We start from the raw sequence: 24,587 nt of genomic DNA on the forward strand, positions 1-24,587 counted from the left end.
GTACTTGAATCTCCGCGCTACCATGGTCGGCGCAACCGTACTAGCCGCGAATATCGGTATCGCAGTCGCAATCGTCCTCTCGCTAATCATCGCCCTCGATATCAATCCCGCCGTCTCGCTGATCGTGGGTGCGTTGTACATGGGTATCGCATCCGGACTGGGGCTCAACGAAACGGTTGCGAGCATCGGCGAAGGATTCGGGGAACTCATGCAAGGGATCGGCATTCCGATTATCTTCGGCATCATGATCGGCATGTTACTCGCGCGGTGCGGTGGTGCCACGCAAATAGCGACCACGCTTACCGACGCGGTGCCGTCGCGATACGTTCCGTACGCGCTCGGACTGTCCGGTGCGATCGTCGCGGTCCCGGTGTTCTTTGACGTCGCGTTTCTGGTATTGATACCGATGGTCATCGCGCTCTGGCAGGAGACCGAACACTCCTATCCGGTCGTCGTCGGCTCGCTCGTCATCGGTGCGGCCGGAGCGCACACGTTCGTTCCGCCGACGCCGAACCCGCTCGCCGCGCCGGAACTGCTCGAGTTCGGAATCGGCGAGATGATGGTCGCCGGACTGGTGGTCGGGTTCCCTGCGGTCGCGCTCTCGATAGCCGTCTACGGTCGCGTCGTCTCCCGTCTCTGGGACAGCGAGGAAGATATCGCGGATATCCCGTTCGACGAGGCGGACGAGGAGTGGACCGACCGGCCCTCGTTCATCGCGTCGGTGCTGCCGATAGCAGCGCCCATCTTCCTCATCCTCCTGCAAACGACGACGGAGGCCGTGACCGGCGAGCCGAACGTCTACCTCGACTTCCTGGGAAGCCGTATCATCGCCTTGCTCGTCGGACTACTCGTCGCGATCGTCGTGTACGTTCGATCCGTCGGGCGCGACGAACTGTCCGACGCGTTCTCCGAGGCGACCCGGCCGGCCGGACTCGTGCTGACGATCACCGGTGCCGGCGGGGCGTTCGGATTCGTCATTCAAGAGACCGAAGCGGCCGACGCGCTCGTGGACCTGATCGGCGTCAGCGGAGACGGCATCGTCATCGTGTTGCTGGCCTTCCTGATCGGGCTCGTTATGCGCGTCTCGCAGGGTTCCGGAACCGTGGCGGGCATCACCGCGATGACGATCATGGCCGGCGTCGAGACGAGCGTCGCGGGATCGGCGATCGCGCTCGCGGCGCTCTCGGGCGGCATGAGCATCGGGCACATCAACGACAGCGGGTTCTGGGTCGTGACCGAACTCGCGGGGTTCGAAGTGACCGGTGGACTGAAAACCTACACCCTCGGCGAGGCGATCCTCTCCGTCTTCGGTCTCGTCGGGGCGATCGGGATAGCCGTTCTCGTGTAGCCGCGGAATCGGACTCGGACAAGTGGACCGAGCGGCGGCGTGCTCACTCGACCAGTAGTTCGACCGGATGGCGGGGCTGGCGCTCCAGCAACGCGTCGATCTGTTCGAGACAGGAGGTCCCGCTGGCGACGACCGGCCGACCGCGGACGCCGTCGTCCTGCAGTTGTTCCCGTAACCGCTCGCCGACGTCCATGCTCAGTTCGTAGTAGTCGGATTTGTAACCGAAGCTGCCGGCCATTCCACAACACTCTACGTCGGACGTGCTGACATCGTAGCCGCGGTCTTCGAGGACGGCGACAGTGTAGGGTTCCAGCCCGAGGGTGCGCTGCTGACAGTGGCTGTGGTAGGCGACTTCGGCGTCGACGTCCGGAAGCGCCGACGTATCGGCACCGTTCTCGAGGAGTCCGTAGACGTACTCGAGCACTTCGTAGCTTCCGTCGGCGAGTTCGGTGAACGTCGCCTCGTCGAGGAACTTCTCGTACTCCCGCTGGAACATCGCGTAATCGCTCGGTTCGATGACGACGATATCCCGCCCCGCTTCGATGTGGGGATTGAGCGTCTCCGCAACGCGGGTTGCGTGGTCCGTCGCCGTCGACACCATTCCCTGGGAGAGCGGCGCGCGGCCGCTAGAGGGAACCGGTGGGACGACGACGTCGACGCCGAGCGCCTCGAGAACCTCGACGGCGGCCTTTCCGCGGTCGACTTGGACGTGATTCGTGTAGAGGTCCGGATACAGGACGGCTCGGCGCTCGGGGTCGGAGACCGTCGACTCGCGGTCGGCGAACCACTCCACGAGCGTCTCCCGTTCGAACGTCGGCAGCTCGCGGCGGGGATCGATGTCCAGCAGTCGGGCCATGAGCCGTCGAGACAGATCCGCGTCGGCGAACCAATTCGAGAGCGGGGCCGTCGCGCTACCGAGTTTCGCCACCGTCTCGAAGTTTCCGAAGAACCGCTTTTGCAGCGGTGCCCCCTCGTCCTCCTCGTCGGGCGTCAGCCCGTCGACGAGCCACTCGGCGGGTTCTTCGCGCTCGCGGTTGCGCCGATCCCTGACGACGGTATTGATCCACGGGATGTCGATTCCGACCGGACAGGCGTTCACGCAGCGCGTACAGCCGGTACAGAGATCGTTGAACTCGCCGGCTACGTCCAACCCCTCGATGCCGGCCTCCCAGCCGGTGGCGATGCCGCCCGAGTACGTCTCGCCGCCGAAGGCGTGACCGCCGACGGACTGGAAGTTCGCACACGAGTTCGAACAGGCCGAACACCGGATGCAGTAAAGCGTCTCCCGGAGCTGATCGTCCTCGCGCATCGCCAGGCGACCGTTGTCGACGAGCACCAGGTGGAACTCGCGATCGGCGTCGAACGCTGAGATCGGCGTCGTATCGTCCGAGAAATCGACGACCGGCGTCTCCAGGGGCGGTGTCAGAAGCGAGACGTAGGACGTGATGTCCTGGCCGGTGCCGGAGCGGCCGATGAGTTCGATAAACGGGTGGAAGTCGGCGACGGTCGGGACGATTTTCTCGACGCCCGCAACCGCGATGTGTGTGTCCGTCGCCGCGACGGTCTTTCGCGCGTTGCCCTCGCTCGTGACCAACGCCATCGTTCCCGTCTCGGCCGCGATGAAGTTCGCGCCGGTCAGCCCGACCTCTGCGTCGAGAATCCGCTCGCCGAGCGTCTCGCGGGCGAAGTGGGTCAGCTCCTGTGCCGTTTCCAACGGCGTTTCGGGATCGAAGCGCTCGTTGAACAGGTCGGCGATCGCATCGCGAGATTTGTGGATGGCCGGTGCGACGATGTGGGAGGGCGCTTCGTCGGCGATCTGGAGCACCCACTCGCCGAGGTCCGTTTCGACGACGTCGACGCCGTCCGCCGCCAGGGCCTCGTTGACGTCGAGTTCTTCGCTGGTCATCGACTTGCTCTTGACGACCCGCTCGGCGTCTCGCTCGTCGGCAACGGATCGGATGTAGGCGTTTGCGTCGGCCGCGTCGTCAGCGAGGTACACAGTGCCGCCGTTTTCTTCGACGGTTTCAGTTAACTGATCGAGTAACTCGGGAAGGCGCTCGATGGCATCTTCCTTGGTAGCTCGCGCCTCGCGCTTCAGTTCCTCGTACTCCTCGAGATCGGACACCGATTCGTATCGTCCCTCGTTGAACGCCTGCGTATTTGTCTCGACGGCCGCTCCTTCGGTCCGCATCAGTTCGCGGAGTTCGTTTGCCGTCGCCATCGTTACTCACCGTCCACGATGAGTACGTGGACGTCCCGCGGTCCGTGCGCGCCCGTCACGAGCGCACCCATGTCCGCCGTCGCGCTCGGACCGGTCGCGAGGATCACGCTGTGTCCGGTACGGTCGATTTCGTCGTGAACCGTCTCGATAGCGGTGTCCATATCCGGGACGATATCGGATTCGCGGAGCACGGCGACGTGGCGATCGACGAACAGGCTCACCAGCTCGCTCGCACGATCCGTCGGTGTCAGCGCCAGCGATCCGTAATCGCCGATACCCAGTTGCGCACCCGTCACGCCGGTCGTCGCTTCGCGCAACGTTGCGGGCGTCGGGTCGCCGGTCACGCTCGTGTCGGCGAGCGAGAGCGACGGCTCGTCGAACGCCTCTTCGAGCGGAACGCCGACTGCGGGAGGCGTCACCGTCTCGTCGAGTTGCTCCCGAAACGACGCGGTCTCTACGGACGTTACCGAGACGCCGACGTCCTCCAGCGATGATTCGAACGATGAACGCGCAGTTGCCATCAGTATGCATAGGCTGGGGTGACCTCGTACTTAGTTTTGGTCACCGACGCCGTCGAACAGTGGTGGCCCGTTTCCGGCGAACCGAGCCGTTCGACCATCGGAGCCCGTTTCAGGCACCGGTACATTTATCACACGGGACGATACATCCTTGTAACAGCGGACCATGATGGATGACAGTATTACACAAGGGCTCGGGAGGCGCCAGTATCTAACCGGCCTCGGTGCCGCAGCGGCAGCCGGCCTCGCCGGCTGCATGGGAGGGGGCGGTTCGAGCGGATTGGATTTCTGGCTGTTCGGCGGGACGCCGGCCGAACGGGAGTACATCAGCAGCCACTACAACAACTACGACGGCGATGTCACCTACCAGCACCAGGAGTGGGGACAGAAGTACCAGATCATCGCCTCGTCGGCGGCGAACAACAACCTTCCCGACGTGATGGCCGGCCAGGCCCAGCAGGTCCCGGACTACGTCGGTGCCGGTGCCATCGAACCGCTCGACGGCGACGCGTTCGCCGATCAACTGGACGGAATCAACGACATCTTCGTGGAGGCGAACCTCGAGACGCTCCGCTACGCCGACCTGGGCGACTACGACGGTGAACACCAATACGCGCTTCCCGGCGGCTACGCCGACATGGGACCGTTCGTCGATATCCGAACTGACTACCTGGAACAGACCAGCTTTGACGAACCACCTCGAACGTGGTCCGAACTCGTCCAGTTGGCCGAGGAGATGCAAGACATAGACGAGGTCGATTCGGCCGTAACCACCTCCGGAAACGATCAGGGATTGACGGCCGGCTACTTCATCGGCTTCGTCTACGCCAACGGCGGCCGGTACTACGACCCCGACTCGCTCGAGGCGACCATCGATCAGCCGGGCTTCGTCGAAGCCGTCGAACTCTACGAAGAACTCGCGAGCAACGGACTCTTCCCCAGCGCGATTGCCGAGAACGATCACATCGAGGCCGGTCGACGGCTCATCGAGGGCAATTCCGGGATCTTCATCACGTACTCGCACGCGAACGCGGTGATGGAGACGATCGACGCCCCGGACGAGTGGTACGACGGTGAAGGCCACACCGTGACGCGCGCGCCGCTGCCGGAGAGCCCCTCCGGAAACTTCGAACCGCGAGACCTCCTCTTGCAGAACGCCCAAGCGTTCATGCTGGCCAACGGGACCGAGGATTCGGACGAGCGCGAATCCGCCTTCGAGTTCATCGAGTGGTGGAACAACGAGGACCAGCTCGCGCCGTGGACCGGCGATACCGAGACCGACGTCGGGATCCGCGGGCGGGTTCCCACGCTCCAGAGCGCGTTCGACGATCCGCCGGAACTCATGCAGACGGAGTTCGGGGACCTGATCACCCTCTACGAGGAGGATGACCTATTCAACAACACCGCGCGATTCCCGTCGTTCTCCGGGCTCGCCTCGGTCCAGAGCATCGTCAACCGCAACGTGTTGCAGCCGGTGATGCTCGGCGAAGCGACCGCACAGGAGGCTTGTAGCGACGCGAACGAGCAGGTCCAGGGTGTTATCGACGATGAACTCGCCTGAGAGTGCCGAGAGTGCGAAGAGTGCTGAGAGTACGGAGAGCACTGAGAAAGGAGTGTGAGAAGTCACATGAGTTACGCAGACCAGACCCGATCGGCGTACGGGAACGTAATCGATCGCATTCCGGAGTCGATCAGGGTGTACCTCCCGATCGTCCCGGTGATGGTACTCGTCGGAGTGTTCATCCTGTATCCGATCGCGCAAGCGGTTTACTCCAGTTTCTTCAGCAAGAGCCTTCTCTCGCCGGACGAGGGGGAGTTCGTCGGTCTCGCCAATTACCAGGAGATCTGGACGAATCCGGACTTACACCAGGTGCTCTGGAACACGTTCGTCTGGGTTTCGGTCGGCAGCATTGCGGCGATCGGTTTCGGGTTCGTCCTCGGCTGGCTCCTGTACGAGAAGTTTCCGTATACCAGCGTCGCCAGTGCGATCGTCCTAATTCCGTGGGTACTGCCCCGCGTCGTCGGGGCGTCGATCTGGCAGTTCATGTTCGGCGGCGACCAGGGGATCATCAACGAACTCCTCGTACAACTGGGCATCGTGGACGACTATATCGTGATGCTCGGTTCGGGAGAGTTATCGCTGTGGCCACCGATCATCGGGATGATCTGGCGGCTCGCACCGCTGTTTGCGCTGCTGACGCTGACGTCGCTGCAGGGGATCGATGAACACCTGTACGAGGCCGCGCGGATGGACGGGGCGACGCCCTGGGAACGGTTTCGCTACATCACCCTCCCGATGATGCGGTACAACCTCGCCATCGGATTCCTGCTGATGTTGATCTACAACATCCGGAACTTCTCGATGGTGTGGGTGATGACGGAGGGTGGACCGGGCGTTTCGAGCAGTACGCTCCCGGTGATGATCTATAGGACGGCGTTCGTCGACTTTAACGTCGGGCTCGCCTCGGCGCTGTCGGTGCTGCTGTTCGTCGTCCTGCTGGTGTTCTCGTACTACTACATCAAGGTCTACGACAAACTTCAGGGTGAGTTCTGATGGCAACGACTACCGACCCCGATACCGGACCGAGTACCGACGCCGACGCGAATGCGGGCGATCCGACGGCGGAGTTCCGGAAGAACCAGTCGTGGCTCTTCGACACCACCGCGGGGACGTACCTCCGCAAAATCGTCGTCGGCTTCGTTTCGACCGTCTCCCTCCTGTACCTCCTCTTTCCGCTGTACTGGATGGTTGTCACGGCGCTGAAATCGACCCAGGAGATCCAACAAATCCCGCCGACGGTGTTCCCCGAGAATCCATCACTAGAGGGGTTTCGCCTGGTCATCGAATCGTCGCTCGAGACGGGTGGCTATGCCGGCGTCGTCGAGAACGTCTTCGGTGTGACCATCTCCTCGGCGATCAACGTCGACGTCATCGGGATCATCCTCAACAGCCTGAAGGTCTCTATCGGCGCTGGTGTTATCGCCGTCGTGTTGGGGACGATTGCGTCGTACGTCCTCTCACGTCGGGAGTTCCGCGGGAAGAACGCGCTAATGAGCGTCTTGCTCGCGTCGCTGATGTTCCCCGGGACCGCGATCATGGTCCCCGAATGGGAACTCATCAATACCCTGGACCTCTACGATACGCATCTCTCGCTGATACTCATCTACGGGGCGATGACGTCGCCGTTCGTCGTCTGGCTCATGAAGGGGTTCTTCGACGAGTTCCCGGATTCGATCATCGAGGCCTCTCGCATCGACCAGTGTTCGTCCGTCGAGACGTTCTGGTACGTCATCGTCCCGATGGCGCGCAATTCCCTCATCGCGTCGTTCATCTTCGCCTTCCTGCTGGCGTGGAACGAACTCGTGTTCGCGCTGACGCTGCTAGACAATCAGAACTATACCGTTCCGCCGGGCCTGCTTACCTTCGTCCAAGGATTCAACACCCAGTGGAACGTCGTCGCCGCGGCGTCGATTATCGTCTCCCTTCCGGTGTTGCTCGGCCTGGCCTACATCCAGCGGTACTTCGTGCAGGGACTGACCGGCGGCGCGATCAAGGGCTAATCCCGCTCAGTCTCTCGAACAGACGCTACTTTTAATATGCGGTAGACGGTACCAATTTGCAATGACGCACCTCGAGTTAGACGGTGTTACGAAAGTATTCGGCGATCCCGAGAAGGACGGTGTCGTCGCCGTCGACGATTTACACATCGACGTTCCCGACGGCGATTTTCTCGTCTTGCTCGGCCCAAGTGGCTGCGGGAAGACGACCACGCTTCGCATGATCGGTGGGCTCGAGGAGCCGACCGCGGGCGAGGTTCAGTTTGACGGAACCGTCGTTAACGACGTCAAAGCGCGCAACCGGGACGTCGCGATGGTGTTTCAGGACTTCGCGCTGTACCCCCACATGACCGTCCGAGAGAACCTCGGATTCGGGCTCAAGCGGGAAAATAACGACATGACCGACGGCGAGATCGAAGACCGCGTGACCGAGGTCGCCGAGATGCTGGAGATCGAGGAGCTACTGAACAACAAGCCGGGCCAGCTCTCGGGCGGCCAGCAACAGCGCGTCGCACTCGGCCGAGCGATCATTCGGGAACCGCGGCTGTTCCTGTTCGACGAGCCGCTGGCGAACCTCGACGCTCAACTGCGAAAGACGATGCGAACCGAGATCGACGAACTCCAGTCGGACGTGGGAATCACGTCAGCCTACGTCACGCACAATCAGGAGGAGGCGATGACCATCGCCGACAAGATCGCCATCCTCAACCACGGGCAGCTTCAGCAGCTCGGGACGCCCGATGCGGTGTTCAACGAACCGGCGAACCTCTTCGTCGCGCAGTTCGTCGGCAGCCCGAACATGAACCTCTTCGACGGAACGGTCGGCGAGCGAGGCGACGCATACCGCGTCGAGATGGACGCCGCGTCGTTCGATATCCCCAAACGACTCGTCGATACTGAATTCGCGACGACGGACGTGCTCGTTGGATTCCGCCCGCAAGACATCTTTCAGGGTCGCGGCAAGAAGCGGGGCGCGTCCGGCCCGTCGTTCGACGCCGAAGTGCGGGTTATCGAACCGGTCGGTACCGAGGCCGTCGTCCACGGCGATTCGAACTTCGGCGACATTACCGCGAAGATCGGCGGGTTCCACGGTCTCACCGCCGGCGATGAACTCTCGCTCGCCATCGCGCCCGAACACGTCTACCTGTTCGATGCCCGGACCGAGGCGTTGCTCAAAGGACGCCTTATCGCCGAGCGTGCCGACACCCAGCCGCCGGCTGACGGCGTCGAGGTTTGAACAATTGAACCGGCGAGTTCCGAACCGACGCCCACGCTCCTCCAAGCCGCGCGTTCGGTTCAAGTAGTAGGATATGAATATTATCAAGTATACATTTCAATCAATAGTGGTATATAATACCCAAAATTATTAAGTCGAGTACCGACATGTTCTGAATGAGTTACGCAAGCTCAGCTGCACCAGTAATTATGAAAGCAATCGTTCAGACGGGACCTCGGTCCGTCGAGACACAGGATCGAGAACGGCCCGAACCGAATGCCGATGAAGTGCTCGTAAAGGTCCATACAGCAGGGTTGTGTGGAAGTGATGCACACGCATACAAATACGACGGCGGCTACGAGTGGGTCCCGATTCCGCGGATCATGGGCCACGAGTACGCCGGCGAGGTCGTCGCCGTCGGTGCTGCCGTCGAAACGTTCGCCGAAGGCGATAAAATCGTCGAGGAACCGATCCACGACTGCGGCCACTGTCTCCAGTGTAAGAACGGCCAACCGAACGTCTGCCAAAACTTCTCGATCACCGGCATGCACCGCGACGGTGCCTACGCGGAGTACGTCACCGTCGATCCGGGACACCTCCACGTCGTTCCCGAAGACGTTCCGCTCCGCCACGCGGCGATCACGGAACCGACCAGCATCGCTACACGCGCCGTCCTTTCACGATCCGTAACGACACCCGGCGATGACGTTCTCATCGAAGGGCCGGGTCCGATCGGCGTTCTCGTCGCGGCCGTCGCAGACTCCCTGGGAGCGAACGTTATCGTCTCCGGACTCGATCAGGACGCCCAGTATCGACTGCCGCTACTCGAAGAACTCGGTATCGAGACGGTCAACGTTCAGTCCGAAGACCTCGACGAACGCGCCGACGAGTTCACCGACGGAAGCGGGTTCGATGTCGTCTTCGACTCGACCGGCCATCACACTGGTATTGGAACCGCCGTCGATTCCGCTCGCAAGGGCGGTCAGGTCGTCGTCGTCGGCATTCCGAACGAGAGCAGCGAGGTCACGCTCACCTCGGTCGTTCGCGGTGAGATCGAGGTCAATACCTCCTACGGGTCGACGTGGACGAACTTCGAACAGGCGCTTCGACTCATGGAACGCGGAGAGATAGCCATCGATCAGATCCTCGATCCATCCTATAGCGCGGACGATCCCGCAGGTGCGTTCGAGGCGTTCCTCGATTCCGAAACCTGCAAGCCGGTGTTCCAGTTCGACGAGTGAGCGGAGAGTCACCGTGAGACGCAATAGAAAGCGTTGTTATTCGCAGAATCACCGTTGGGTCCCGTTCGAGGCGCGTGAATCGACGCCTCGGGGACCCCACGACCGACCGGGGCGTGCTCAAATATCGTTCCGGACGCCCAATTCGAACGTTACCGCGGTGACGCGGGCATTGGACGCTTGCACCGTCGCCGTCCCACCGTTGAACGCCGGGCGGACGCGCTGCCAGCCGGTCGTTCGAACCCCGGTCCCCGATTCGATCGCCGCAGGGTCCGTGACCGCGGTTCGTCGACCCGGCGAGTCCAACAGCGCGATTCGGACGGCACCGCCGGCGTCGTCATCGACCGGACTGAGGCGCGCGGTCACTCTCGCATAGAGAGGCGTCGCCGGCGTCGCCCGTCGGATATCGAGGGTCGTCGGCGTGTCGCCGAACTCGTCTCCCTCGCGGACGACCGGTGCCTCGTCCTGCAGCCCTGTCGTAGAGATCGTAGTCAGATGGCTGCGTGGCTTTTTCGTCATTGGGATGCACCTCCATGGGGAGCGTCCGTGTTGCCACCAGTCGGGTCGTGATAGCCGATCTCGAGGACCGCATCGGAGACGACGGCGTCTCTCCCGTCCGACCCGGCCCGCAACTGGACGGTGACGAATCCGGCTCGGAACGCCTGTGGAATCTTCGCCCAGGCCGTGGTCCCGTCGTCCTCGATCTCGACGGGATCGCCGTAGGTCGTTCCGTGCTCGCCCTGGGCCTTCACTCTAGCTTCGACGGTCATATCGGGATTCGATTTCAGTGCGACGGTCCCCCGCGCGTACGCCGGCGTCGCCGGCACGGTCGTCTCCGTGATAGCAAGCGCCGCGCTCGTATCCTCGAACGTCGAACTCGCAACCGAGAGCGGCGGGTCGACGGCGGTCGTAGACGCATACACGTCTAGGTCGTCCGGCTCGTCCGGCTTGCCGGAGAGGTCGATCTCCCGATTCGATCGGTTCAACCGGTCGAGGTCGATATCGGTGACGCCCAGCAGCGAGTGGGCGCTCCAGGGAACGTCACCGACGGTCTGCTGGTGGTCGATGTAACTGAGGACGCGATCCTCCCGCCACCGGGCGGGGTCGATGTGGACGTCGCTCCAGGTTACGTTCCGCTTGTAGAGAACCGACGTCTGCCACGCCCCGTCTTGCTTCTCGACGAGAAGCGGCCAGCTTCCGTGCACGAAGTCTCGCGTGAGAATGTGAACGTCTCCGTCATCGTCGACGACGATCCCCATTCGACCGATCGGAGACGCGACCACGCCGGGGCCGCCGAGGTCGATATCGGTGGTGCGGTTCGTCGCGGGTTCGGTCACCCACTTGCCGCCGTCGCTGCCGTCGCCGTCGTCACCGCCGTCTCCCTCGTCGAGGAAGGCGTGGAACACCTGCGTGTGGCCGTTCTCGTCGTCGCGGTAGTACGCGACGTGCGGAGCGCCGGTCCGCGGATCGTAGCCCGCCCAACCCTGGTTGATGAAGTTACTGCCCGGTTCTATCGGATCGACGACCTCCGCGTCTTCGGCCGTGATCGGCAGGGAGTAGGGCGTCCCGTCGCTTCGCTCCCAGGTCTCGCCGCCGTCGGTGCTTCGCGCGTACGAGAGGTCGACGTTGGTCTGTACGTTCCAGGAGCCCCGCCAGTTGAAGAAGTAGTGAAGCACCCCGTCTTCCGACTGTACGAGGTTCCACATGTACGAGTTCTGTTCGCCCTCGCCGTCGATGAGCGGGTGCTGGAGCACCTCCCAGGTCGCTCGGTCGGGGTGCCATCTGTTCAGCATCCAGTTGCCGGCACCGGACATCCCCTCGCGGTAGCCGGCCAGGAGCGTCCCGTCGAGCAACCGCGCAAACTCGAGATACGTGACGCTCGACTCGTCCCGGCCGGTCATTCCGACGCGCTCGTCCCCGAACGATCCGATGTCCTCCGAGTTCGCGCTCCGTCGCCACCGTATCTCGGAGTCGCGCGTGTTGTAGTTCAGAAAGACGTGTCCGTCTGGTCCGATGCCGACGCCCGGCGTCCAGTGACCATCCCGCTCGTCGATCTGGATATCGAGCCGGTTCCGCTCCCACTCGCCGGCCGGGAGTTCGCGCGCGGCAACGACGAGTTCACCGTCGTGGGTCCAGTAGGCGTAGTACTGGCGATCATTGTACGTCGTCAATCGCGGCTGGAACGGCGGCGTATCGGTCTGAGCGTTTCCCAGCCCGTTCTGCGTGAGAACGTGCCGTTCGAGCGCCTCGGCGCGTTCCCGACCGCCCGGCCGTCGCCCCGCCGCGACGCGACCGGCGGCCAGGGTTGACGCGCCGACCAGTCCGCTCGCGGCCAGGAACGTGCGCCGCTGAATTGAACTCGATACACCCGTCTCCGCCTTCCGCGTTTGCTGGTTTGTGTCCGGTGTCATTGCTGGTGTCCGTCGCTGTCTCGGGGATCGGCCGACCGTCGGTGGTCCGTCCACATCGACGCGGTCGACTCGACGGCGAGCCTGCGGTCGCCGCCGTGTTCTTTGGTAACTTCACACACCAATCCCCGAACTGAACTCTCAGCGAGCGGTGTGATAATTCTTTGGCTGTCATTCGTCCGCTCTAGAACACGCTTTTGCGTACTCGTTCCCGAACGGTTTCACCGAACTCGGTATCGAAGGTTCGAACAGTGCAAAAGATTTTATCGTTGCCGAATGGAGTCAGCGTGTACACGAGCTAGATACTATGGAAATCACAGCGATATCCGCGACCAACGTCAGCACCGAATCCTGGGGTGAGTTCGTCGAATTCCCGCTGGTCACCGTGATGAGCAAGTACGACGAGTACAACAACGCCGAGGGTGACAATCCCCAGGCCCGTCGGAAGTGGATGGGGCCGGTCGGCGACGTCGTCGTCGAAATCGAGACCGACGCTGGAATCACCGGCGTCGGCCACGGCAACTGGGCGACGGGTGCCATCGCGACGATCGTCGACGAGACACTCTCGAAACTCGTCGTCGGCGAAGACCCCCGCGAGCGTGAGAAGCTCTGGGACATGATGTACCGCGCAACGATCCCCTTCGGCCGCAAGGGCGCGGCAATCGAGGCCATCAGCGCGGTCGACCTCGCACTGTGGGACATCGCCGGCAAAGAGGCCGACAAACCGGTCTACGAACTGCTCGGCGGTCCCGTAAACGACGAGATCCCCTGCTACGCCAGCAACCTCCACCCGGTCGATCACGAGACGCTCGCCGAGGAGGCGATCGACTACGCCGAGCAGGGCTTCGACGCGATGAAACTGCGCTTCCGGTACGGGCCCGAAGCGGGTCGGAAGGGAATGGAGGAAAACGAGAGGATCGTCGAGACCGTCCGCGACGCCGTCGGCGACGAACTCGAGATCGCCGGCGACGCCTACATGGGCTGGAGCGTCAAGTACGCCACAAAGATGGTCCAACGTCTCGAACCCTACGACATGGCGTGGGTCGAGGAACCGGTCATCCCGGACGACATCGACGGCTACGCCGAGGTGCGCGAAGCCGCGCCGATGCCGATCTCCGGCGGCGAACACGAGTTCACCCGCTGGGGGCACAAGCAACTGCTCGAACGCGAGGCGGTCGATATCTTGCAGCCGGATATCCACCGCTGTGGGGGCCTGACGGAGCTGCAGAAAATCGATGCGATGGCCAGCGCTCACGACGTGCCGGTGATTCCCCACACGGGGACGAATCCGCACCTGCACTTCATCGCCGCCTCGACCAACGCGCCGATGGCCGAGTACTTCCCGATCCCCGAGTGGTACACGGAACGCCAGGCCGAGCAGGACAAGGATTCGACCTACGCGGACGCCATCTACGCGAATCCACCGCAGGCCGAGGACGGGACCCTCTCGCTGCCCGACGGCGTCGGCCTGAGCGCCGAACTCAACCGCGAAGCGCTCGATCACTTCGCCGTGGAGTGACCATGACGGACGTCACCTTCGAGTACAACGTTCCCGTCTTCGCCGGCGCACCGGACGAGGGAGACGACGAACCCGTTCACCGAGACACGCCGCGGTACGAATCGCTGAATTGGGAGACGACCAAGGCGGGCGTCGAGAAAGCCGAAGAACTCGGGTTCGACGCAGCGTGGGCACCGGACCACCTGCTCCTCGGCCGCGACCACGCCGAGTACGAGTGTTGGACGCTCCTGTCGGCGATGGCCGGTTTTACCGACGATATCAATCTCGGGTCGCTCGTCCTCTGTAACGACTACCGAAATCCCGCGCTCGTCGCGAAGATGGCCGCTACCCTGGACGTGATCTCCGACGGTCGACTCGAACTCGGGCTCGGGGCCGGCTGGCACGAGTCCGAGTACGATGCCTACGGGTGGGAGTACCGCGACGGATTCGAGCGGCTGATGCGTCTCGACGAATCGATCCGGCTGCTGAAGGAGATGTGGGCGACCGATGTCGGCGAAGGCGCGACCTTCGACGGCGACCGTTACGAGATCGAGGACGCCTACTGCGATCCCGGTCCCGTGCAGGACCCGCATCCACCGATTCTCGTCGGCGGCCAGGGCGAAGACGTGACGCTCAAACTCGTCGCGAAACACGCGGACGTGTGGAACACGGACGTCTTCAACGGCGATATCGAGACGTTGAACCACAAGATCGAGGTCATCGAAGACCACTGCGAGACGGTCGGACGCGATCCCGACGAGATCGAGTACTCCTGGGACGGTCACGTAATCTGTACGCGCGACGAGGAGAAGTTCGATCGGCTGCTCGACCTGATGACGCCGATTCAGTTCGAGGCGGAGTACACGGACCAGACCCCGATAGAGACCGAGGCGGACGCCCGCGAGTACTTCATTATGGGCTCGCCCGAGGAGTGTGCCGGTGCGATCGAACGGCGGATCGAGGCCGGCGTCACGAAGTTCCAGTGCTGGTTCATCGACTTCCCGGAGACAGACGGGATGGAACTGTTCGCGGACGAAGTGATGTCCGAGTTCCGGTGAGACCCCTCCCATCGCTAATCTGAGGGCTGCTCGTCGTCTCGTCTCTTTTCACTCGGCCGGTCCGATCGAGATGATCGGAAGTGACCGATCGGCGATAGGGTGGAGGCTGGTTCTGCGTCTTCGAGACGAGCGGTTGTCTACGATAGTGATGCTCACACATATTGTGAGTGGGCGCTCGTTATTTACCCCGGCTCGGAATGGGTTTGCGGTGACGAGAACGCAACCGATCGAAACCGGCATCCAGTACCGTCAGCAGACCGATTAGCGGCGAAACACGGACCTATGACTGAAAAGGATTCGCACGAACTGACCGACGAACGGGATACGACCATACCGACACCAACATCACTTGTGGACAGGCGCGAGTACCTGAAGTACGGCGGTGTGATCGGAACCCTTCCGTTCCTTTCCAAGCGGCATCGGGCGCGTCCCGACGAGCGCAACGACCATGGTCGAGAACCGGATTCCGAACCGATCGTTCCGATAGATCTCCGCGTCGAATACGCGGAGACTTCCAACACCGTCTCGCCCACGACGGGCGACTCCGCGGATCGGGGTTTCGAGGTACCACGGTTCAGTTGGACGATAGCCGGCCCGCGCGGAACCGAACAGTCGGCCTATCGCGTTCGAGTAGCCGAACGCTGGGACGCACTCGACGATACGGAGGGTGGCGTTTGGGACAGCGGTGTCGTCCAGTCGTCCCGATCGGTATACGTTCCCTACGACGGGAGCCCGCTCGAGCCGGACACGACCTATCACTGGAAAGTCCGACTGTGGGATGGTGAGGGAGACGAATGAAACTGGAGCGAATCGGCCCAGTTCACCACGGCGATCCCCGATACCGACGACCACTGGGAAGGCGAGTGGAGCGCGGACGACGCGATAGACGACGACTACCTGGCCGAAGGCGACTACGGCGATCGTCCGGAACCGCTTCTCAGGACGGAGTTCGAACTCGAAAAGGACGTTGAGGCGGCGCGGATTCACGTTAGCGGTGTCGGCTGTTACGAACTGTTCGTCAACGGCGAGCGGGCGGGTGAGGATTGACCCCCGCCGGACGGCCGTTGCCGGTGAGAGGCCGTCCGATAATACCGGAACCTTTTTGTCGGCCTATGTGAACATCCCACATATGTCGAGCACGGTTCCGGTCAAGGCGACGAAGATCTCGTTAGAGATCGTGGAGGTGCTCCGAGAACGCAACGGAGCGGGGGTTTCCGAAGTGGCTGCTCACGTCGATAAGCCCACGAGTACCGTTCACGACCATCTCCGGACGCTCACTCAGGAGGGCTATCTGGTGAAAGAGGACGGCGAGTACTACATCAGCACTCGCTTTCTGCAACTCGGCGACCAGGCCCGTTCTCGAAAGAAGGTGTTCGAGATTGCTCGCCCGGAAATCGTCGAGTTGGCCGAAGAAACGGGCGAACACGCGAACCTCATGATTGAAGAACACGGGCTCGGCGTCTTCCTGTACAAGGCCCGCGGGATTGATGCCGTCCAGCTCGATACGCACGCCGGCATGCGCGTCCCCCTCCAGACGACGGCCCTCGGGAAAACGATCATGGCGTTTCGGCCGCGCGACGAGGTCGAGGCCATCCTCGATCGCCACGGGCTTCCGAAGGTAACTGAGAGCACGATCGCGGATCGGGACGAACTCTTCGACGTTCTCGATCGGGTGGCAGAGCGCGGCTACGCGTACGACGACGAAGAGCGCGTCAAGGGGATGCGATGCGTTGCTGCCCCGATCACGGACGAGACCGATCGGGCCATCGCGGCCGTGAGCGTTTCCGGACCGAAGAGTCGGATGCAGTCGGACCGTTTTACCGACGAAATTCCCGAACGCATCCGCCGGTGTGCAAACGTCGTCGAGGTGAACCTCACCTACTCGTAGCCCGTGAACGCAATAGTTAGGTAGGTGGAACTGACATGGAGTAGTGATGCAGTTTGTCCGATACACAACCGGCGGAGCCCCGCAGTGGGGCGTCCGTCGCAACGACGAGATCGTTCCGTTAGCGGGCCTTCGAGAAACGGTATCGTACCAACAGCTAACCGACGCCGGCTTTCTCCGAGTCGTCGACGATGCCGTCGACGCCGCCGACGAGTTGGCGCTTCCGGCGACCGAGGCGAACCTGCTCGCTCCCGTCCCACGGCCGGGAAAAATCGTGTGCGTCGGATTGAACTATCACGATCACGCTGAAGAACAGAACGAGCCGGTCCCCGACCGCCCGCTCCTGTTCGGGAAAGCCGGAACGGCCGTGACGAATCCGGGAGATCCGATCGTCCATCCGTCGGCACTCGACGAGGTCGACTACGAGGTCGAACTCGGCGTCGTCATCGGGCGGACCGCCAAGGACGTTTCCGCGGACGACGCCTCGGACTACATCGCCGGCTACACGGCGATAAACGACGTTAGCGGTCGCGATGCCCAGTTCGCGGACGAGCAGTTCTTCCGCGGAAAGAGCTACGATACGTTCGCCCCGATGGGTCCGACGCTCGTCCCCGATACTCGACTCGATCCGTCGCAGTTAGACGTCGCCTGTCGCGTCAACGGGGAGACGATGCAGTCTTCGAACACGCAGGAGTTCATCTTCAACATTGCTGAACTCGTCGAGTACATTAGCGGTATCACGACGCTTCGCCCGGGAGACGTTATCTCGACCGGGACGCCCGGCGGTGTCGGCATTTTCCGGGACCCACCTGAACTGCTCAAGCCCGGTGATACCGTCGAAGTCGAGGTCGACGGAATCGGAACGCTAACGAATCACGTTGTCGCCGAACGCGAGTAGCGTGCGCTCTCTCGTCGATCCCTGCTGTCATCGAAACCGAGAACGGGGTTCAGCGGCCGGGTGGCCGGTTTCGATCACGGCTCGATAGCGAGCACAGGCGACCGGTGACGCCACCCGGAATCCCCCGTTCGAGTTCGACGCTCCGAGTTCGCTAATATCGGACGCCGTTCCGATTACGCTGAACGAGTACTGTCGGGCGGCGCGATCTCCGCGGCCCGAAACCGATAGCATACGCGCTTGAGTTTCCATTGTGACGGGATGTGCGACGAGTTACACGCCGGTGGTCGTCCGACCGACGAACGATTCTATTTTCGATATTACCGGAACACGGGGCACTTTCGTTGCTGTGATAGCGTATCGGTGCAACCACGTCCCGTTCTTGGTAAACGACCTCTAGGCTGGTTCTTTCACGAGGTTGACCCGGAGTGTCGGTTGCGAGCGTGACGGCTGCCTCGGATCGCAGCGAGTCCGACAGCGTCGTTCGGGGAAGCGATGAGCGACACGATAGACGAGGTTCGAGATCGCGGTTCCCGATCGGCGAACCACCACGGAATGGAAACAGTCGTTCGAATACGAATGTTTATGGTGGTGATTGCTGTTACCCATTACCAGTATGGGACGCCAACGATCCGATACACAGCGGAGCACAGCGACGATGTCGCGCCGAAACGTACTGCTGGCGATGGGTGGCGTTACGCTCTTTCCGGGGCTCGGGGCCGGCGACCGAACGATCGAGTCGGNTCGGTCGCCGACCGGTCGCCGCGCGAACTCGATCTCGCGGAGTACATCGAAAATCCGGGCGTGACCGGCGAAAATCGGACCGAACCGCACGTTCCGACGATTCCGTTCCCGTCCGTCGACGCGGCCCGCACGCAGGGGGCAAGCGCCCGGTCGCTCACCGAACGACGAGAGCGGTCGCCGTTCGTCCGGTCGCTCAACGGCGAGTGGGACTTCGTCTGGTCGATCGCTCCCGACACCGCGCCGACGGACTTCCAGGCGGTCGACGACTGGGAGACGATCGAGGTGCCGTCGGTCTGGCAGACGGAGGGCTACGGCCACGCCATGTATCGAAACGTTCCGGTACCAATGTACCCCTACGACCCGCCTGCCGTCCCCGACGCGATCAACCCGGTCGGAACCTACCGCCGGACGGTCACCGTGCCGGGGGACTGGACGGCGGATCAGCGGACCTTCCTTCGCTTCGAGGGGATCAAATCCGCCGCCTTCGTCTGGGTGAACGGACGGTACGTCGGCTACAATCAGGGGGCGATGACGCCGGCCGAATTCGACGTCACGGAGTCGCTCGAACCCGGCAAGAACGCGGTCACCGTCCAGGTGATCCGGTGGTCCGACGGCACCTACCTCGAGAACCAGGACATGTGGCACTTCGCCGGCATCTACAGGGACGCGTACCTCTACTCAACGCCGGACGTCCACCTTCGCGACTACTTCGTTCGCACCGAACTCGACGAGCACTACGCGGACGCGACGCTCACGGTCGACGCCGAAATTGCGGATCTGTCGCCGGAGCCGGAGGCAGAGACGGGGACTAAGTTGGAGGCGGAATCAGAATCAGAAGCCGGATCGGGCGGGATCCGACCGTCCACGTACACCCTCCGCGCCCACCTGTTCGACCCCGACGGCGTGCACGTAACGACGGTCGAAGAAAACGTCGACGTCCCGAACGGCGAGCGCGTCGACGTCACGCTCCAGACGACGGTGTCGAATCCGCGCAAGTGGTCCGCGGAGCACCCGCATCTGTACCAACTTGGATTCGAACTCGTCCCGGCCAACTCGGACGAGCCGATCGAGGCGCAACTCGAACGGGTCGGCTTTCGCGAGTTCGAGATCATCGACGACCGAGTTCACGTCAACGGCGTCCCCCTCGAGTTCAGGGGCGTCAATCGCCACGAGCACGATCCCGTGCGGGGGCGAACGATGACGGCCGACCGGATACGCGAGGATTTCGAGGTGATGAAGCGGTTTAACGTTAACGCGGTGCGGACCTCCCACTACCCGAACGATCCGCAGTTCGCCGCGCTGGCCGACGAGTACGGGCTCTACGTGCAAGACGAGGTGAACGCCGAGACGCACCAGAACGTGGAACTGGTCAACGAGTACCCCGAGTTCGATCCGTCGTTCATGGATCGGTTCCGTCGGATGATCCAGCGCGATAAAAACCACCCGTCGATATTTACGTGGAGTACCGGCAACGAGGCCGGTCTCGGTCCCGTACACTACCAGATGGCCGACTACGCGACCGAAGTCGACGGAACGCGCTTTCTCTACCACCAGGCGAACAACGGCGGCGTCGCGCCGTTCGCGCCGATCATCGGTCCCCGGTACGTGAGCCCGGACGAACTCGTCGATATCGTCGACGACGGGGACGAGCAACGGCCGGTCATCATGGGCGAGTACAGTCACGCGATGGGCAACAGCCTCGGGCTCATGAAGCCGTTCTGGGAGACGATCCGCGAACACGACCAGCTCCAGGGCGGGTTCGTCTGGGACTGGGTCGACCAGACGCTGTTTGAGGAGCTGCGTATTACGCCGGATGAAACGGGCCACGACAACGACGGGGCGCTTCACGGCAACCCGTCGGTCGTCGAAACCGAAACCGAAACCGACGACGGCAGCGCGCTCGCGCTGTCCGGACTGGACGACTGGGTGGAGCTCTACCGGGATCCGAGTCTCGATATCGGAGAGCCGGGACTCACCGTGGAGGCCGTCATCAAACCCCGTGAGCCGTGGACCGGTGCGGATCCGTACGTCACGAAAGGGAACACCCAGTACGCGCTCCAGATGGCCGACGCGGAGACCCTCGAGTGGTTCGTCTACGATCCCGACGAGGAGTGGGTCACCGTCAGCGCGCCGGTTCCCGACGACTGGACGGACACCTGGCACCACGTCGCGGGTGTCCACACCGGGTCCGAACTGCAGCTGTACGTCGACGGTGAGCTACTCGGGACGACCGCCCACTCGGGGAGGATCAACCGCGCCCGCCAGCCCGTCAACGTCGGCCGCAACGCCGGACTTCACGGCGACGGCTACGAGGGCTGGCTGTCGAACGCCGTCTTCGATTCGGTCCGCATCTACGACCGCGCGCTCTCGCCCGCCGAATTCGAGTCCGATCGCACCGACGACGCGGTCGTCCATCTCACCTTCGAGGAGTTCCGCGACGAGGGAACGTTCCGCTCGTACGGCTCGAGCCCCTTCTGCATCAACGGGACGGTCTTCGCCGACCGAACCCCGCAACCGGAGCTGTGGGAATTGAAGAAGGCTCACCAGCCCGTCGAAATCGACCCCGTCGACGCGGTTTCGGGAGAGGTCGCGATCGCCAATCGATTCCACTTCACGCCGCTGGATGAACTCGAGACGACCTGGGAACTGACCGACGGTGAGACGGTGGTCCAGGAGGGAACGCTGTCGCTCGAGACCGAGCCCGGAGAAACGCAGACGGTGTCCGTCCCGTTCGAGGAGCCCGAACTCGAACCGGGAGCCGAGTACTGGCTGACCGTTCGGGTCGCGCTCGCCGCGGACACCGAGTGGGCCGACGCCGGCCACGAGGTCGCATTCTGTCTCTTATACACATCTCTGATGGCNCTTGCCAGCCCGCTCAGAGATGTGTATAAGAGACAGCCTCGGTACGCCGATGATCGGAACTCGAACCGAGCGTATCGACGACCCGCAACCCGCTGACTCGGAGACCGATCCCGAACGAGTTCGGATCGGCGAGAGCGAGCGACGGACGACGAACGGCGGGTTCGAACACACCAACCGACTACCGAGATCCACATGACGACACCCGAACATCCGACGATCGATGGACCGAATTTCGAATACACGTTCGACGCCAGTCGCGGAACGCTCCGTTCGCTCGAGAGGGGCGGACAGGAGTTCATCGAGCAGGGACCGCGGCTGAACGTCTGGCGGACGCCCATCTCGAACGAGGAGGTCGACTGGGGGGCCGCGGAGGCGGAGGAGTGGTACGAACTCGGCCTCGACCGGCTCGAACACGAGGTCGAGTCGATCGAGGTGACCGAGGTCGACGACGGGGTAACCCGCGTCCGAATCGAGGCGCTGCTTTTCGCGCCCGACACCGACGCCCGGTTCGAGACGACGTACCTCTATCACGTCTTCGGGACGGGCGACGTGTTGCTCGGCGTGCGCGCGGTTCCGAACGCCGCGATCCGGGAGGGGATCACGAACTGGCTGCCGCGAGTCGGCGTGCAACTCGAGTTGCCCGAGGCGTTCGACGAACTCTCGTGGCACGGAAACGGCCCGGTGGAGACGTACCCGGATCGAAACGACGGAACGAAGATCGACACCTACGCGGGGAGCGTCGCGGAGCAGTACGTTCCCTACGTGAGCCCGCAGGAGTACGGAAACAAAACGAACGTCAGGTGGGCGACGCTCGCGACCGGCCGCGGCGTCGGCCTCGACGCGTTCGGGTACCCGCAGGTCAACGTCAGCGCGCACGACGTGGCGAACCTCGACCGGGCGCGGTTCGAGTACCAACTCGAGTCGCGCGACGGGGTGGTGTGTAACGTCGATCACGCGGTGACCGGCGTCGGCGGCACGCCCGTCCAGGCGCGATCGGAACACCGCGTCGTTCCGGACGGCCCCTTCGAGTTCGTCGTCGGGTTCCGCCCGCGGGTGGGCGAGGACCCGTCACCGATGGAGCTCTCTCGCCGACGGCTGCCGTACGCCTTCGCGTCGACGAACGCCATCGGCGAGTTCGAGGCCGACTACATCCCGGAAACGGGGACGATCACCGCGTCGGCGGTCGTCAGAAACGCGGGCGGGGATGCGGCGGAGATCGACGCGCCCCTGACGATCGACGGCGAGGTCGTTTCGAGTCGGACGGTCGAACTCCAACCCGGCGCGAAAACCGACGTGGCCTTCGAGTACGACGCGCCCGAGACCGGCGTCTTCGAGGTCGCGATCGGCGACGCGTCGCCGGTGCTGTTTACCGCGCCGCGGCTTTCGCTCGCGGGGACGTGGCGATTCCGAGCGGGTGACGATCCCGCGTGGGCGACACCGGGGTACGACGACGGCGATTGGGAGTCCGTCGAACTCCCGGCGACCTGGGAGGAGCACTCGGATTACACCGAAAACGATGCGTTCGGCTGGTACCGACGGTCGTTCGACGTTCCCGAGACCTGGGCTGGATACGCCCTGTCGGTCCCGGTCGGGCGAGTAGACGACGTCGACGAGACGTTCCTCAACGGCGACCGGATCGGTCAGACCGGCTCCTTCCCCGCGGACGAGGGCGGCGACGGCTACGAGTCCGCCTGGGAGCGGTCGCGACGCTACACCGTCCCACCGTCGGCCATCGAGTTCGGCGGGGAGAACGTCGTCGCGGTTCGGGTCTACGACGGCGGCGGGGACGGCGGCCTGTACGACGGCCCGCTGGGGCCGATCACGGCGGTTTCGGTCGACGACTGAAGACGGAACAGGTGACGCTTTAGCAGGTGTCGCTTTTTTCGATTGACCACGGTCACCGGGACAATCAGTTCGGCGGTCCCCGCATCCGATTTTGAACGCGAACTCGCACCTGCACTTTAGCCGGAAGCGAAGCTATCGTCGGGGTGTGATCGGCGACCTATCGTCGAGGTGCTCCGCGAGAAACTCCTCGACGCGGATCGCATCGCCGGTTTCGGCACTCTCGATCGCGGCGAAGACGAGCGCCATCGTCCGCAGGTTCGCGCGGGCGTTCGTCTCCATCGGCTCGCCGCCGTCGCACCACTCGGCGAACTGTTCGACGAGCCAGGCGTTGCCCCATTTGTCCCTCGATTCGAGGGCGACCGGCTCGCCCTGGTCGAGGGACGTGTGGCCGAGGCAGTTCTCCGCGGCTCGGTCGTAGGGGAATCGCCGAAGGTCGCCGTCGTCGAGGACGAGCGAGGCGTCCTGACAGTTCGCTCGAACGCGTTCCGACCACCAGCCGTTGAAGCTCGTCGCGGCCGTGTTCAGCCCCTCGTAGGCGATCGTCGCGCCGTTTTCCATCCCGAGCTGGACGACCGCGTTCGGATCGCCGGCGAAGTCGGAGTAGGACGGATTCCAGGAGCGACAGAACACCGTCTCGACGCGCTCGCCGGCGATGTCCGCCAACAGATCGAGGTGGTGGATCGCGCCGTCGATGAGGAGCGGGTGCGGCTCGAAGTCGTACAGTCGTTCCCCGGCCCAGCTCCCGCGAGAGCGAGCGTTGACGGCGTATCGCCCGTACAGGTAATCGACGGGGCCGTACTCGTCCGATCGGATCAGTCGCCGGAGGGTCGTGACATCCCGCCGGAACCGATGGCTCATCGTCACGCCCAGTTTCGTCTCGGTCTCGGTTACCAGTTCGACGATTTCGAGGGCGGCCTCCAGGGAATCCGCGAGCGGTTTCTCCGCGAGCACGTCGAGGTCGTACTCGACCGCGAGGGAGACGAGTTCGGGGCGAGCCTGCGGCGGGACGACGAGCGCGACGGCGTCGGCCTCCCGTTCTCGCATCGCCGTCTCGGCATCGGTGTAACAGCGGTCCGCCGAGAGCGAGAGCGCGTCGACGGCGTTCGTCAGCTCGTCGTCGTTCACGTCGACGGCCGCGACGACGTCAACGGTATCGTCTTCGACGTTCGGGGGGAGGAACTCCCGGCACCAGGCTTCACCCTGGTTGCCCGTTCCGATCTGTATCAGTCGACAAGTCACGTCGCGTACTCCGACGACGGGCATCTTGAATGTACCGCCGAGTTGACGGATCGA

The 24,587-nt window shown here is 63.2% G+C and carries 20 protein-coding genes; 14 read left to right on the plus strand and 6 right to left on the minus strand.

The features are described from left to right. The first annotated feature begins 22 nt into the window (after positions 1-22). Positions 23-1,348 carry a GntP family permease gene (locus tag C481_RS00435; RefSeq protein ID WP_152422117.1) on the plus strand — a complete coding sequence of 442 codons (1,326 nt, stop codon included), beginning with the start codon at positions 23-25 and terminating at the stop codon, positions 1,346-1,348. 43 nt (positions 1,349-1,391) lie between these two features. Here C481_RS00435 and C481_RS00440 read toward each other — a convergent pair whose 3' ends face one another. Both C481_RS00440 and C481_RS00445 read right to left on the minus strand, forming a co-directional pair. Then, entirely contained in the window at positions 1,392-3,569 is a 2,178-nt protein-coding gene (locus C481_RS00440) for an LUD domain-containing protein (protein WP_006106766.1), read from the minus strand. Between the two features lie 2 nt (positions 3,570-3,571). Then, positions 3,572-4,090 (minus strand): LUD domain-containing protein, encoded by a 519-nt coding sequence (locus tag C481_RS00445; protein ID WP_006106767.1) that lies wholly within the window; start codon positions 4,088-4,090, stop codon positions 3,572-3,574. A 253-nt stretch (positions 4,091-4,343) separates the two neighbouring features. On the opposite strand from C481_RS00445, the gene C481_RS00450 reads away from it, so the two are divergent. From C481_RS00450 to C481_RS00470, 5 genes are all read left to right on the plus strand, one after another. Further along, entirely contained in the window at positions 4,344-5,648 is a 1,305-nt protein-coding gene (locus tag C481_RS00450; protein WP_049904271.1) for an ABC transporter substrate-binding protein, read from the plus strand. A 66-nt stretch (positions 5,649-5,714) separates the two neighbouring features. Then, entirely contained in the window at positions 5,715-6,641 is a 927-nt protein-coding gene (locus tag C481_RS00455) for a carbohydrate ABC transporter permease (protein WP_006106769.1), read from the plus strand. Continuing rightward, positions 6,641-7,648 (plus strand): carbohydrate ABC transporter permease, encoded by a 1,008-nt coding sequence (locus C481_RS00460; protein ID WP_006106770.1) that lies wholly within the window; start codon positions 6,641-6,643, stop codon positions 7,646-7,648. Before C481_RS00455 ends, C481_RS00460 begins: the two co-directional genes overlap by 1 nt. A 61-nt stretch (positions 7,649-7,709) precedes the next feature. After that, positions 7,710-8,882: an ABC transporter ATP-binding protein gene (locus C481_RS00465; RefSeq protein WP_006106771.1), complete on the plus strand. Its 1,173-nt coding sequence runs from the start codon at positions 7,710-7,712 to the stop codon at positions 8,880-8,882. A gap of 188 nt (positions 8,883-9,070) precedes the next feature. After that, positions 9,071-10,102 (plus strand): zinc-dependent alcohol dehydrogenase, encoded by a 1,032-nt coding sequence (locus C481_RS00470; protein ID WP_006106772.1) that lies wholly within the window; start codon positions 9,071-9,073, stop codon positions 10,100-10,102. A gap of 117 nt (positions 10,103-10,219) precedes the next feature. Here the strand turns inward: C481_RS00470 and C481_RS00475 are convergent, their stop codons facing one another. The 3 genes from C481_RS00475 to C481_RS22870 are packed head-to-tail and all read right to left on the minus strand — an operon-like array spanning position 10,220 to position 12,629. Next, the gene (locus C481_RS00475) at positions 10,220-10,618 is read right to left on the minus strand and encodes a hypothetical protein (protein WP_006106773.1); all 399 of its coding nucleotides are present in this window, start codon (positions 10,616-10,618) and stop codon (positions 10,220-10,222) included. Then, positions 10,615-12,510 (minus strand): BNR repeat-containing protein, encoded by a 1,896-nt coding sequence (locus C481_RS00480; protein WP_006106774.1) that lies wholly within the window; start codon positions 12,508-12,510, stop codon positions 10,615-10,617. The genes C481_RS00475 and C481_RS00480 overlap by 4 nt, the downstream gene beginning before the upstream one ends. Continuing rightward, the gene (locus C481_RS22870) at positions 12,507-12,629 is read right to left on the minus strand and encodes a hypothetical protein (protein ID WP_275040043.1); all 123 of its coding nucleotides are present in this window, start codon (positions 12,627-12,629) and stop codon (positions 12,507-12,509) included. Before C481_RS22870 ends, C481_RS00480 begins: the two co-directional genes overlap by 4 nt. Before the next feature lie 185 nt (positions 12,630-12,814). On the opposite strand from C481_RS22870, the gene C481_RS00485 reads away from it, so the two are divergent. The 8 genes from C481_RS00485 to C481_RS00520 all read left to right on the plus strand — a co-directional run bounded on the left by C481_RS00485 (position 12,815) and on the right by C481_RS00520 (position 23,294). Then, a complete protein-coding gene (locus C481_RS00485; RefSeq protein WP_006106775.1) occupies positions 12,815-14,026 on the plus strand; it encodes an enolase C-terminal domain-like protein in 1,212 nt (403 codons plus the stop codon). Between the two features lie 2 nt (positions 14,027-14,028). Continuing rightward, positions 14,029-15,063 carry an LLM class flavin-dependent oxidoreductase gene (locus C481_RS00490; protein ID WP_006106776.1) on the plus strand — a complete coding sequence of 345 codons (1,035 nt, stop codon included), beginning with the start codon at positions 14,029-14,031 and terminating at the stop codon, positions 15,061-15,063. Between the two features lie 351 nt (positions 15,064-15,414). Next, positions 15,415-15,861: a glycoside hydrolase family 78 protein gene (locus C481_RS00495; protein ID WP_152422119.1), complete on the plus strand. Its 447-nt coding sequence runs from the start codon at positions 15,415-15,417 to the stop codon at positions 15,859-15,861. Positions 15,862-15,960: 99 nt separating this feature from the next. Beyond that, positions 15,961-16,110: an alpha-L-rhamnosidase N-terminal domain-containing protein gene (locus C481_RS23130; protein WP_394295594.1), complete on the plus strand. Its 150-nt coding sequence runs from the start codon at positions 15,961-15,963 to the stop codon at positions 16,108-16,110. 82 nt (positions 16,111-16,192) lie between these two features. Further along, entirely contained in the window at positions 16,193-16,951 is a 759-nt protein-coding gene (locus tag C481_RS00500; protein ID WP_006106779.1) for an IclR family transcriptional regulator, read from the plus strand. Positions 16,952-16,997: 46 nt separating this feature from the next. Next, complete coding sequence (locus C481_RS00505; RefSeq protein ID WP_006106780.1) at positions 16,998-17,846, plus strand: fumarylacetoacetate hydrolase family protein; 849 nt, start codon at positions 16,998-17,000, stop codon at positions 17,844-17,846. 582 nt (positions 17,847-18,428) lie between these two features. Next, a complete protein-coding gene (locus C481_RS00515; RefSeq protein WP_394295595.1) occupies positions 18,429-21,545 on the plus strand; it encodes a glycoside hydrolase family 2 TIM barrel-domain containing protein in 3,117 nt (1,038 codons plus the stop codon). Between the two features lie 96 nt (positions 21,546-21,641). Further along, positions 21,642-23,294, plus strand: a complete 1,653-nt coding sequence (locus C481_RS00520) for a beta-galactosidase small subunit (RefSeq protein WP_006106783.1) — start codon at positions 21,642-21,644, stop codon at positions 23,292-23,294. A 132-nt stretch (positions 23,295-23,426) separates the two neighbouring features. Here C481_RS00520 and C481_RS00525 read toward each other — a convergent pair whose 3' ends face one another. Beyond that, positions 23,427-24,533 carry a Gfo/Idh/MocA family protein gene (locus C481_RS00525; RefSeq protein WP_049904308.1) on the minus strand — a complete coding sequence of 369 codons (1,107 nt, stop codon included), beginning with the start codon at positions 24,531-24,533 and terminating at the stop codon, positions 23,427-23,429. Between the last annotated feature and the right edge of the window lie 54 nt (positions 24,534-24,587).

The organism is Natrialba asiatica DSM 12278, from assembly GCF_000337555.1.
Taxonomy (GTDB): Archaea; Halobacteriota; Halobacteria; order Halobacteriales; family Natrialbaceae; genus Natrialba; species Natrialba asiatica.